The 12809-nt window shown below is 44.4% G+C and carries 9 protein-coding genes; 6 read left to right on the top strand and 3 right to left on the bottom strand.

All coding sequences use genetic code 11. From position 1 onward, the window contains the following. The first annotated feature begins 69 nt into the window (after nucleotides 1-69). Both MHM87_RS14560 and MHM87_RS14555 read left to right on the top strand, forming a co-directional pair. Nucleotides 70-2016 carry a M1 family metallopeptidase gene (locus tag MHM87_RS14560; protein WP_239259790.1) on the top strand — a complete coding sequence of 649 codons (1947 nt, stop codon included), beginning with the start codon at nucleotides 70-72 and terminating at the stop codon, nucleotides 2014-2016. Between the two features lie 320 nt (nucleotides 2017-2336). After that, on the top strand, nucleotides 2337-2873 hold the full coding sequence (locus MHM87_RS14555; RefSeq protein WP_014975770.1) for a redoxin domain-containing protein: 537 nt from the start codon (nucleotides 2337-2339) through the stop codon (nucleotides 2871-2873). Nucleotides 2874-3003: 130 nt separating this feature from the next. Here the strand turns inward: MHM87_RS14555 and MHM87_RS14550 are convergent, their stop codons facing one another. Next, complete coding sequence (locus MHM87_RS14550; RefSeq protein ID WP_239259788.1) at nucleotides 3004-3606, bottom strand: YigZ family protein; 603 nt, start codon at nucleotides 3604-3606, stop codon at nucleotides 3004-3006. Between the two features lie 322 nt (nucleotides 3607-3928). Between MHM87_RS14550 and MHM87_RS14545 the strand changes: the two genes are divergently transcribed. After that, nucleotides 3929-4252 (top strand): DUF3718 domain-containing protein, encoded by a 324-nt coding sequence (locus MHM87_RS14545; protein WP_014978455.1) that lies wholly within the window; start codon nucleotides 3929-3931, stop codon nucleotides 4250-4252. Nucleotides 4253-4380: 128 nt separating this feature from the next. Here MHM87_RS14545 and MHM87_RS14540 read toward each other — a convergent pair whose 3' ends face one another. Both MHM87_RS14540 and MHM87_RS14535 read right to left on the bottom strand, forming a co-directional pair. Next, nucleotides 4381-5418 carry a methyl-accepting chemotaxis protein gene (locus tag MHM87_RS14540; RefSeq protein ID WP_275443725.1) on the bottom strand — a complete coding sequence of 346 codons (1038 nt, stop codon included), beginning with the start codon at nucleotides 5416-5418 and terminating at the stop codon, nucleotides 4381-4383. Nucleotides 5419-5424: 6 nt separating this feature from the next. Then, complete coding sequence (locus MHM87_RS14535) at nucleotides 5425-5679, bottom strand: hypothetical protein (protein ID WP_239259786.1); 255 nt, start codon at nucleotides 5677-5679, stop codon at nucleotides 5425-5427. A gap of 209 nt (nucleotides 5680-5888) precedes the next feature. On the opposite strand from MHM87_RS14535, the gene MHM87_RS14530 reads away from it, so the two are divergent. From MHM87_RS14530 to MHM87_RS14520, 3 genes are all read left to right on the top strand, one after another. After that, entirely contained in the window at nucleotides 5889-7181 is a 1293-nt protein-coding gene (locus MHM87_RS14530) for a TMEM143 family protein (protein ID WP_239259784.1), read from the top strand. A 260-nt stretch (nucleotides 7182-7441) separates the two neighbouring features. Beyond that, nucleotides 7442-8974 (top strand): exonuclease subunit SbcD, encoded by a 1533-nt coding sequence (gene sbcD, locus MHM87_RS14525; RefSeq protein WP_239259782.1) that lies wholly within the window; start codon nucleotides 7442-7444, stop codon nucleotides 8972-8974. A 4-nt stretch (nucleotides 8975-8978) separates the two neighbouring features. Then, nucleotides 8979-12716, top strand: coding sequence for an AAA family ATPase (locus MHM87_RS14520; protein ID WP_239259780.1), 3738 nt, complete (start codon nucleotides 8979-8981; stop codon nucleotides 12714-12716). The last annotated feature ends 93 nt before the right edge of the window (nucleotides 12717-12809 follow it).

Genomic DNA, 12809 nt, shown 5'->3' with positions numbered 1-12809 from the left:
AATTAGAGTCGCCAGTCATATAACAGATTGATACACTGAGGTAGTATCAATCATCCTTTAGGAAGTTATATGAAAAAATACGGATTACTGGCTACATTCGTATGCGCGCCTGTTTTGTTCGCATGCAGTGACAACAGCAATGTAGACGCAGCCAAGACAGACAAAGATCAAGCCGTCAGCGTAGGCTCGATTTCAGACACTGAAGCACAAAATGTTGCAGTAGCAAACCAAGCTGATGCGGCTATTGCCTCTGGGGTAGATTATCACTCCTTCGCGAACCCTAATGAGATTCGGGTTACCCATCTCAGCCTAAACCTAACTGCAAACTTTGAGACCAAGCAGCTTGTTGGCGACGTAACGCTTGATGTAAAGCGTGAAAAGCCCGACATCAACACACTGGTGTTAGATACGCGAGCATTAGACATTCAAAGTGTTACCGTAGACGGTGAAAGTGTTCCTTTTGAAATGGGAGAGGTTGACCCTGATTTAGGTACACCTCTTACTATTACGTTACCTAGTTCCGCAAACGCAGTAACGGTTGCGTATTCAACCTCACCTGAAGCGTCTGGCGTACAATGGTTAACACCAGCGCAAACTGCAGGTAAAAAGCACCCGTTCCTGTTTACCCAAGCGCAAGCGGTTCACGCGCGAAGCTTCATTCCGCTTCAAGACTCACCGCAAGTACGCGTAACCTATGACGCGACCATTAAGACACCTGAAGCGCTGTTGGCGGTAATGAGTGCGTCAAACGATCCCTCCACCGAGCGCGATGGTGAATATGAGTTCACCATGCCACAGCCTATCCCTTCGTATCTTATTGCGCTGGCTATAGGTGATTTAGAATTTAAAGCCATGGGTGAGCGTACCGGTGTGTATGCTGAGCCTGCGCTACTTGAAAGTGCAGCAAAAGAATTTGAAGACACTGAGGCGATGTTAGAAGTAACAGAAGAGACCTATGGACCTTACCAGTGGGACCGTTACGATCTATTAATTCTACCACCGTCATTCCCGTTTGGCGGTATGGAAAACCCTCGTTTGTCGTTTATCACCCCAACGGTCATTGCTGGTGATAAAAGCTTGGTTTCATTGATTGCTCATGAACTGGCGCACAGCTGGTCTGGTAACACGGTAACAAACGCTACATGGCGTGATCTGTGGCTAAACGAGGGCTTCACAACCTACTTAACTTACCGAATTATGGAAATGATCTACGGTCACGATCGTTTTAAAAAAGAAGCGGTGCTCGGTTATCAAGACCTGGAGAATGATGTTGCTGCATTAGAGGAAAATGATGAGATCCTGGCTATTGACCTTCGTGGTCGCAATCCGGACGATGTTTTCTCAAATATTCCCTATGAAAAAGGCGCACTGTTCTTACGTGAAATTGAACAAAAGATTGGCCGAGAAAACTTTGATGCTTTCTTGATGCAGTACTTTAAAGACTTTGCTTTTAAGAGCATTACTACCGACACGTTTATTGCTTATTTAGATGATACCTTGTTAAAGCAGTATCCAGATAAGCTAGACGCGGAGCGCATCCAAACGTGGATTTTTGAACCAGGCATTCCCAAGGGAGCGCCACAGCCAGAATCTGATGCGTTCACTAAAATCGATGACACACGAAGCGCTTGGCTTTCTGGCGACGTGAAAGCGGCGGATATTGAAACCGCGCAGTGGACTGTACACGAGTGGCTATATTTTCTAAACAACATGCCAGAATCGCTAAGCAACGCACAGCTGGCTGAGCTAGATTCAGCGTTTTCACTCACCTCGACTAAAAACAACGAAATTGCTCATAGCTGGTTGATGATCGCAGTAGAGAATAACTATCAGCCTGCCTATGATCGTTTGTATAGCTACTTGGTGTCGATAGGGCGCAATAAGCTTGTTAAGCCCCTTTATCGCGAGCTATCAAAAACACCTGAAGGCAAGGCGTTTGCTAAACGCGCATTTGAAGAAGCGAAACCGGGCTATCACCCACTTACAGTGAAAGCTAATGAAGGCTATGTGAACTAAGACTTTATTAGACTCATGCGAACCGGTCTCGATAAGAAGACCTTCGTTTTTGTGATAACGACAGTAAAGGTCTACGTTTGTAGGTTTCCGTTACTTGGCTAAAAAATAAAAGCAGCTCAATTGAGCTGCTTTTTTTGTGTCTGTCGCTGGTATAGAAAACGCGAGAGGAAAGATAATAAAAATTTGAACAATTGTTCAAATAAACGATCTGAAAGTTGGGTACAACGTATAGAATTTTACTTTGATGTGTATCTGTACAAAGCAGTTTATCGCGATCTCGCTTGTACTTTGAAGGATTAAACCGACTTTAAGGAGTTTTTATGTATACGCAAAAAATGCATCCAGCAACGACATTTCCCGATGTCTCAGCAACCCTATCCACAGGGGAAACGGTGTCGCTTACCAATAAAGAAGAGGGATGTGATTGGAAAATGGTGGTCGTTTATCGCGGTAAACACTGCCCAATATGTACTAAATTCCTGAACAAATTAGAAGATTATAAAGGTCGTCTACGTGAGCTCAATATTGATTTGGTGGCTGTAAGTGGTGACAGCAAAGCACAGCTCGATGAGCATCTAGACGACCTGTCGATTACGTTCCCTATTGCTTACGGTCTCTCGCAAGAAGATATGGAAAAACTTGGGCTATACATCTCCAAGCCGCGTTCAGATAAAGAAACCGACCACAATTTTGCTGAACCTGCGCTATTTGTAGTGAATGAAAAAAACGACATTCATATTGCTGAAATAGCAAACGCGCCGTTTGTGCGCCCTGACTTAGAGCAACTTGTATCAGGCTTGGAGTTTATACGTAACCCAGATAACAACTACCCCATTCGAGGCACCTTTAAAGGATAAGGTTAACAGGCCCTAGTTATGTGTGATTAAAAGGTAAGGCTCTGGTGGTTTTCAGAGCCTTTTTTATTTACATATAGAAACCATCAAAAGCTAGCCCTAATTTTATCACTTGCTTATTGTTTTCTAGGACTTACTCGTTTTCAACTGACACTGAAAAAGCAATGGGGGCCATCTGCTTTTTAAAGTCTTGAAGTGCATCTAAAGGTAGCTCAACATTTATTACCACGCTGCTTCCATAGTTACAGTTCGCAATTTTACCTTGAGCTTGCTCTACCAAGTGACGTACAAACTGCTCGTGTTTGAAATCGATGTCTACGCTAAGCGCTTCCAGCTTTATCTCTTGTCTTACCTCAAGAGCATCTATGGCTTGCTGTGCTGCAGCCGAGTAAGCCCTTACCAATCCCCCCGCACCTAATTTAATTCCGCCAAAATAACGCGTGACAATAATCATGATGTCGCCGATATCTTTGTGCTGGAGTACATTTAATATGGGTTTACCGGCAGTGCCGCTAGGCTCGCCGTCATCAGCCATCGCCGCGCTACTTGGCGAGTTAGGGTTGCCAAAAACATAAGCCCAGCAATGGTGTCTGGCGTCGGGATACCGTTGTTTCACACTATCTAAAAGCGCCATTGCACTTTCACGAGAATTTGCAAAGCCGGCACAAGCAATGAATTTGCTTTTCTTAATTTCGTACAGGGTTTCAACCTGTTTAGCTGGAACGGGATAAGTCATCAGCGCATTGTAAGCTAAGACAATTTTTTATTTAAGCCAAATAAGGTAAGCAGTGTGTTTTATCGCTCAATAAAACGAAATTTTAGACGACGATAGGCTCAGATAGAACGCAGTGGTCAAAAATACTACTATTTGGCGAATTATCTTGAAAGGTCGTATTTCGTTTACTGTTCTAGCGGGTGCTTATTTCTGGGTTTGTAGTTAAGTTTTTGAATTTAAATAGCTTTGTAAAGTTGGCGCAGTGATTGTAATAGTGAATATGAGTGTGGCCAAGGCGTAACGCCACAACAACGTAACTTCGTCCCAATAAGGAAATCATGCTATGAAATCACGTATTACTGCTATCGCTATTGTTGCTCTTACCTCTGTGTTCACCGGAAGTGCTTTAGCTTCTGTAGAATTTAAGCCTACCGACGATTCGGTCACCTCTAACCTTTGCGTTGCTGCCGCTACCGGGAACAAGTGGAAGCTACATGAACAAATTAAAGAATCTGCGCTAGATAAAAAGTACGTAGCACAGGACATGACGTGTAACGGACTATCTGTCGCTGCGTTTGTTGATCAATATGGCAAGAACGGGGACAGCATCAAGAAATACCTGAATATTCAACAGCAGCAGATTGCTAGCGTGGTGCACGCAAAATAACCCCCACAATTAAACGGTGCTAGGCTTGTACGTATGCGTACGCGAAAAATCGTTTGTGTGAAAAAGCGGGTTTAAAAAAAAGGGCTGTTGATGATACAACAGCCCTTTTTACTAATTTAACATGACTGCTAGCGTAGAATACCTGATACAGTTTCAGATACATTCAATGCGCCTTTTTGAATTTCATCAATAATGCTTTGCACTTGCGCAATCTGTTGACTATTTTGGTCAACACTGTCTTTAACGCCTGCCATTTTCTTCGTGGATTTGTCAGCAAGCTTTCTGTTCTCTGCCACTACACTTTCAATTTCCACAGTCGAATCGCTGGTACGTTGCGCTAGCTGCCTCACTTCATCTGCTACTACAGCAAATCCTCTACCTTGATCGCCTGCACGTGCAGCTTCAATAGCGGCATTTAGTGCTAAAAGGTTGGTTTGCTCAGCAATGCCACTAATCGTTGTCACAATGGTTTCAATTTTTAGCGATTGCTCACTCAGTTCGTGCATAAGTTGATTGGTTTGCTCAACTTCTAACATGGCTGTATTGAAAATCTCAACGCTTCGTTGAAGTGACGAGGCACCTTCATGGGCAATTTGAGACGTCTCTTCTGCCGTTGATACTGCGAGTTCCGCCGCCTGTGCGATTGCATTCTTTTCGTTAATTGCATCGGTAATGTTAGATGCAAATTTAATAACTTTTACTACTCGGCCCGAAGCGTCAAACACGGGGTTGTACGTTGCTTCCAACCACAATGCGTTACCGTGCGCATCTACGCGCTCAAACTGGCCTGAAGAGAAATTACCCCGGGCAAGGTTATCCCAAAAATTAGGATTTTCTTGATAAAACTTATCGCGACAGAACATGCGATGGTGTTTACCTTGAATGTCGGCCAAACTGTATTTCACTGTTGCAGTAAAATTCTCATTTGCCGTGATAATTGTTCCATCAGGATGAAACTCAATTACCGCCATCGACTTGTTTAGTGCGTCAGTCGCTGCTTTACCGGCAAAATAAGCATTTTCATGTTCAGTGATATAGTGGTAAATGGCATGAATTTCTGTAACGCCATGCTTATTCACCGCTACGTAGCTTGCCTTAAGCCACTTCGTTTCACCTAACGCCGATTTTCTTGCAACCGTGTCGCTAAAGCTGCCGCCATTGACCAAGTGTTGTCAAAACGATTTGTACTGTGACTCAGGTTCAACACCTTCAACGCGCATTGCCGCATGGGAAAACGACGTTGCGGTTGAATTTGAGTAATCCAAAATGGAAAGTAATACGGGAGAGGCAAATGTGCACTGTCCATCGGTACTATAGATGGCATAGGCCATTGTGTTTTTGAACGCATCCAGCGTACCAAGCAAGCCTTGGCTTTCGTCCCTAAGAGCCGAAATGTCATTATTGTATCGAGAACTTGATACGAACATAACGTCTCCGAAAATTACAAGTATAATTAAGAATTAGTGTAGTCTATGTTAACTATATTTAACATTTATGTCGTTTAGATATTAGGCGAAGCCTATGTCTAAGGCATTATCAATTAGGCTTAATTTATTTATAAGTGGTTGTTTTCATTGTTACAGTACGGTAACTATTTTTATCTAACAAGAAACATTCGAACTAATAAGACCACTCGATGCCATTAGAACGCTTTATCCCATTTCGCAAACATGATGTTAGTAGATTGTGTGAAAACGTAATTGTGCAAGAGAGGACTCTTTTTCGTACGTTCTCAACATTGCTCGTTAATCGCATACACTATCAATATCATGAGCAACTTGAGGGTCTGAAAGATAGCTATAACGATTTTGACCCAAACAAAGACACCCGCGATCTTACACTTTCAAGTGAAGCTACGAGAAAGCAAAGCCAAAAGGCGTTTTCGAGTGCGTTTGCCAATCTATTAAACGCAGCCAATTTTGAAAAAGTCACAAACGAAGATTTAGAAGCAGCATTAAACGAAGAGTCGCTGTTTAAAGTGCGCCTTGCGGTTAGCTTCGAAGACTTTGAAGATGTGGTGTTTTATCGACGGGGTGAGTCGGTAAAAACTGAAACGCTGCGTACTTTTTTCGGGTTGCGAAAAAAGCAGGTGTCATTTACCAACTACGACAAAGTGGCCGTTTATATCACTTTTAAAGATAAAGCCTACTTCAAAGAGAAAGGGCAAACGCCAGTCACCTTTAAACCTGGCTCCACGATAGTGAAGCTTTTTCAAAACGTACCTAAAGCAGACTTGGAGATGCTGTTTCCCAATAGTGAAGTGAAAATGCGTCCGCTAGATAAGTTGATCATTAGTGCATCGGCGGCAATAGGTGGCACCGTGGTACTAGTGACTAAGTTAGGCGCGTCGTTACTTCTCATGGTTTCCTTCCTCGCCTTTTGGCTTGGCTTTAAAGACGACGAAGTGGAGCTGACTAAGCAAAGCCTAATCACTTTTGGTATTGGCATGGGTGTATTCGGCAGCTTTATCTTTAAGGAATGGACAAAGTTTAAAAACAGAAAAATCAGGTTTATGAAAGCCTTGTCTGACAATCTTTATTTTAAAAATTTAGACAATAATGCAGGCGTGTTTCATACGTTAATTGATGCAGCAGAGGAAGAGGACTGCAAAGAAGCTTTGTTGGCTTATACATTTTTGCTGAAATGTAGTGAAGTGTCTGTAGAAGGTGGTGCTGCATTCTGCGCGGTGCGTGCAGAGCGCGAGATTGCCGCGGGCGGCATGACATTAGCATCTCTTGATAGTGTGATAGAAAGTTACTTTTCAGAAGAGCTTGATTGTGCTCTCGACTTCGACGTTACTGACGCTATTAATAAGCTGGTGGACATGGAACTAGTCGAACAAGACGGCGATGTTTTTGTGGCGCGGGCGCTTAACGATGCTGTGAAAACACTCGATGATTACTGGGATAACATTTACCAGCCTGTTTAATGTGCGCTTACGTCGCCCTTATTTAGAGCAAGTTAGCATATTCCACAATGCGCGCTTTATGACACGAGTTTTCTCGACGAGCAGTGCGAAGATATAACTATTTCATACAAGCAATCACGCTATCAAAACGTTGTCATAAAAGCACAAAATCTCTATAGTTGCCTTAAGGTGTGTCGAACTATATACACATCTTGGCAACAGCCGCATTGCACTGAATGCGCATCTCTATCTCCAATGCAACAAGCCTGGTTTTCTTCTACATGAAAATATTGCATACGTCTGACTGGCATTTAGGTCAGAGTTTTTTTACGAAAAGTCGCAAAAATGAACATGCCGCTTTCCTTAAATGGCTTCTTCAACAAGTAGAAGCGCATCAAATAGATGCGATTATTGTCGCGGGCGATGTGTTCGACACGGGCACGCCGCCTAGCTATGCCAGAGAGCTCTACCATGCGTTTATTGGTGCGCTACAGGGCATGCAGTGTACATTGGTGGTGCTGGGGGGAAATCACGATTCAGTGTCGGTATTAAACGAAAGTAAGGCGCTACTGAAGTACTTAAATAGCCACGTAATAGCCAGTACATACGGCGATTTAAGTGAACAAGTCATTACGCTTAACGATCGCAATGGGCAGCCCAGTGCCGTACTGTGTGCCGTACCCTTTATTCGTCCACGTGATGTGCTTGTCAGTGAGGCTGGGCAAAGCGCCACTGACAAACGTCAAGCACTGGGCGATGCGATAAAGCAGCATTACGGGGCGCTTTATAATAAAGCCTTGTCAATGCGCGCTTCAATTGAAGAAAAACAAGGAGAGGAGGGCAGTAAAAATAGCGCTGCTATTCCTATTATTGCTACCGGGCACTTAACCGCTTTAGGCGTGAGTCAGTCAGAAAGTGTACGCGATATCTACATTGGCACCCTTGAAGGCTTTGACGCCAAAGGGTTTCCGCCCGCCGATTACATTGCACTTGGGCATATTCACAGGCCACAGAAAGTCGCTAAGACAGAACACATTCGCTATTCAGGCTCACCCATACCGCTAAGTTTTGATGAACTAAACACGCAAAAGCAAGTGGTGTTGGTAACGTTTGAATCTGAAAGCACAACACCAACTATCTCAACGCTTCCGGTGCCGCGCTTTCAGGCCATGGAAGTTATAAAAGGCGATTTACAAGCGATTGAGGCGGCCATTAATAAAAGCGAGGCCATCGCGTTAGCTTCTCACACAGATGATGCCGTTAGCGAATTGGATGAAGTAGATAAAGCCCTTAGCGAAATGAATAAAGCCGTTAGCGCAACGGATAATGGCATTAGTCCTCGAGATCCTGTGTGGTTATGCATTGAAGTTGAAACAGAAGACTATCTGACTGATCTACAGCAGCGTATTCAGGGCTTGTTAGAAGGGAAAAACGCTGAGATTTTACAGTTGAAACGCAAGCGTAAGCGCACAGTAAATAGCTTAACGGAAAAGCAAAACGTTCAGCTTAGTGAACTATCGGTAAACGATGTATTTGAAGCGCGTTTGGCACTGGAGAGCATAGAAGATAATCCAACAAGTGAGTTGGCACCAAATGAGTCGGCACCAACTGAGTCGGTACGAGAAACCCTGCTAGATGACGACCAAAGCCCCCGAGCAATGGAAGAAGCAGGTTCAGAGAAAAGCGCTTCACGCATAAACCGGGTAAGGCAGCTGTTTAATGAAGCGCTAGAGCGGGTGCATACCAATGATGAAGATGCTGAAGTATCAGTAGAGGCACCATTGGCAAACACGACAGACAACAAAGGCGAGTAATACAATGAGAATATTGACCTTACGCCTTAAAAACTTAAACGCCCTAAAAGGGGAATGGAAGATAGATTTCACCCAGTCGCCGTTTATCGACAATGGCCTGTTTGCTATCACGGGTCCAACGGGGGCGGGTAAAACCACGCTACTTGATGCCATTTGTTTAGCGCTTTATCACCAAACCCCTCGCTTGGGGCCAATTTCAACGTCTAACAATGACATCATGACCCGCGGCACGGCGGAGTGTTTGGCGGAGGTTGAGTTTGATATTAAGGGGAAAGCATATCGTGCGTTTTGGAGTATGCGTCGGGCCAGAGGGAAAGTTGACGGTAACCTGCAAAGTGCTGATGTTGAGCTGGCCGAAGTTGAAAGCGGCAAGGTACTGGCTACCCAAGTTAGGCCGAAAAGCGAAGAGATTGAAAAGCTGACTGGCCTTAATTTTGCCCGTTTCACCAAGTCTATGATGTTGTCGCAAGGGGATTTTGCTGCGTTTTTAAATGCTAACGAGGCCGACCGAGCCGAACTGCTTGAAGAGTTAACTGGCACCGAAATTTACGGGCAGATATCACAGGCAGTACATCAGCAATTTAGTGACGCTAAACAAAAGAAAAAAGAGTTTGCGATAAAGCTAGAAGGCGTAACCTTACTTAGCGACGAACAAATCACCCAGCTTGAAGAAGAGCAAGCACAAACCAAGAGCCAAGTCGCGACGTCTAACCAAACACTTGTTCAGTTACAAAAGCAACAGCAGTGGCAACAAGCGTTTAACGCCAATGAGCTAACCATAAAAGAAGCCAGTGAAGCGCAGCAGACCGCGAATAACGCCATCAATGAGGCGAGACAAGAACTTGATATTTTAACCCAAAGTGAGCCAGCTGAAAAGCTTCGCCTGCCATTCTTGCAAAGAAATGGGCTTCAGCAAGACGTAACCCGTTATAAAGAAAGGCTCGATGAGAAGGCGGCTCAGCTTCCCGATTTAAAGACGCAAAAGGCACAACGTAGTTCAGAAGTCACCCATGCCGAACAAGCGTTAGTTCTTACAAAGCAACAAAGCCGTGAGCTTGAAAAGCGCATAAATGAGCAGGTAGTTCCGCTAGATAACCAAATAGCGCAGCTCACTACTGAACAGCAAAAAGCTAACGAAAACGCAGCACGTTTAAGGCAGTCAATAAACGCGTTAACGCTAAAGCGCACAGAAATCGAAAACGCTTCGGCAGATAACAAGACCAAGCTTGGTGAACTGGAAACCTACTTACGTGAACATCACTCACTTAGCGGCATAGCGGAATTTATAAGTGGTTGGAGTGAAACGGCGCGCCATATTGAACATGATAAAAAGCAGTTAGAAACACTGACACAAAGCGTAAATAATCATCGTCAGGCGCTTTCATCCCTAGATGACGCTATCGCAAAAACAAATGAGTCGTTAAGCGCGTTAACGCAGACCCTCGATGACAAAAACGCGCAAGTAGCCAAGTGTGAAAAGGCACTTCAGGCCGCGCTATCTGACAAACCAAGTGATACTAATAGTGCTAATGCAACCAGTAAAGCAAGTCTTCAGCAAGAGCGTGATACCAAGCTTCATCATTGGGATAACGTATTACAGATAGGGCATATTCAACAGCAATATTTGGCACTAGAACAAGAGAAAGTATCGCTGGGTGCGCAAAAGGAAGACTTAGCGAAGAAACTAGCTCAGCAGCAATCTGACCGCCAAGCCTTGGTTGATGCTTACAAGCAAACTCGTAGTAATTTAAAAGACATAGAGGCACTTATCGCCTTGGATGCTGAAGTGGCGCACCTGCGCGCACAGTTAAAAAGTGGCGAGCCATGCCCTGTCTGTGGGGCAAACGAGCACACCACGTCTACCGTGGTTATTGATGTACCTGAAACTATCCAAAAGCGAGATAGCTTAAAGCAGCAGTTAGATGATATTGAGCAGCAAGGGGCGCGGGCAAAAGAAAGTGTTACACAAACTGAATTCACTCTTGCTCAGGTTAATAAGCAGCTAGAACAGGCAAGCGGGCAACGAGATACGCTGCTAGAAAAGTGGCAGCAGATTTCAAGCGTACTTAGCGCTGATATACCGAGCTTTGAAAAGGTCGACATTAATACATCGCAAAGCGTCTCTCAATTTACCCAGCAGTTTAAAACTCGTCTCGATGATATTAGTGCTCAATTAACCCGTTTAGATGAGTGCGAGCAAGCTCTAAATGCTGCACTGCAGGCTAAAAATGAAGCGCAACAGTTGCTACAAGCCAAACAGTCAGAACTTGCAGTTTCTCTGCAGCAGCGCGAAACCTTGGAAAAGCAATTCACCGAACGCAATGTAGAGCTAGAGAACAAAACACAAGGGATTAATAATAGTATTTTAGCGCTTAGCGAAACTATGACGGCGCGCGGTGCTGACATTCACAACCTGTCTATTGATGGAATTGCCACGTGGTTAAATGAAAAAGCCGAAGCGCTAAAAACCTATAAACACAATCATCAGCTACACGCCAAACTTAAAGATGAGTTGCAAGAGGTAAGTAGCACCTTGCTTGTGGTTAATCGTGATATCGAAAGCGCTGAGAATCAGCTAAAGGATGTATCTGAAGAGCTTGTGCAGCTAGATAATAGTTTAAAGGCGCTGCGAGACTCGCGCACAACCGTATTCCCTGAAGGCAATATTGCTGAAACAAGGAATAAGGCAAACGCCGCCCAAGAAATGGCTGAGCGAAATGTAAATGAATGCAAATCTCGTCTACAACAAACGGACACTATATTGTCTCGTTTAGAAGCCGAAATTGCCCAGCTTAATGAGCAAATGCGCGAAAAAGAGCAAGCACTTACAGAGGCAACAGAGCACTTTAGCCGTCAGTTGGCGAGCAGCCCATTTGACGATGAGCAAGCGTTTAGTAATGCGCTTTTAGACGAAGATACCCGCAACACCTTGCTTGAACTGCAAAAGCGATTAGCTCAGCAAAAACAACAAGCGGACTTAAAGCTAGAAAACGCGATAGCTACCGAACAATCGCTAAAAGCCCATGCTAACGCAGCACAGTGGCAGAGCGAGTTAGAAGAGCACGGTGCACAGTGGCTCGATTCGAAAATTACTCAGCAAGCTCAGCAGCGTGACACCCTGTTATCGTCTTTAGGGCAAATTGAACAGCAGCTAAGCGCTAACAATCAAGCCCGCGAAAGGCAGCAGCAGCTTGTGGATGAGATGGCCGCGTTTGAGGCCTATTACGATGATATTACTTACCTGCACTCGTTAATTGGCTCGGCAAGCGGCGACAAATTCAGACGTTTTGCTCAAGGGCTTACTCTGGACAACTTAGTGCAGCTTGCTAATCAGCAGCTGGATAAATTACACGGTCGCTATCAGCTAATTCGAAAAGAAAACGAAGGGTTGGGTTTAAGTGTATTAGACACCTGGCAAGGTGACGTAGTGCGAGACACCAAAACCCTGTCTGGCGGAGAAAGTTTCTTAGTGAGCCTAGCGCTGGCATTGGCTTTATCTGACTTGGTCAGTCACAAGACCAGTATTGATTCGCTGTTTTTGGATGAAGGCTTTGGCACCCTAGATGCTGAAACTTTGGATGTGGCGCTTGATGCCCTAGATAACTTAAATGCCAGCGGAAAAATGATTGGTGTGATAAGCCATATTGAAGCCATGAAAGAGCGTATTCCTACTCAGCTTAAAGTGATCAAACGCAACGGTGTGGGCTTAAGTGCACTAGAAAAACCTTATGCGGTGGGGTGAACTCACCGCTTTAGGAATTAGTAGTTAAAACGTTTGCTTACAAGTATGTGCTTGGTAAATACTCGCAAGATCATGGTTTTATGATACTTTATC

It is taken from the genome of Alteromonas sp. Cnat3-28 (genome assembly GCF_022348265.1).
Classification (GTDB): Bacteria; Pseudomonadota; Gammaproteobacteria; order Enterobacterales; family Alteromonadaceae; genus Alteromonas; species Alteromonas macleodii.
Note: the sequence above shows the minus strand (reverse complement) of the source record. Positions and strands in the feature narration are given on the sequence as shown.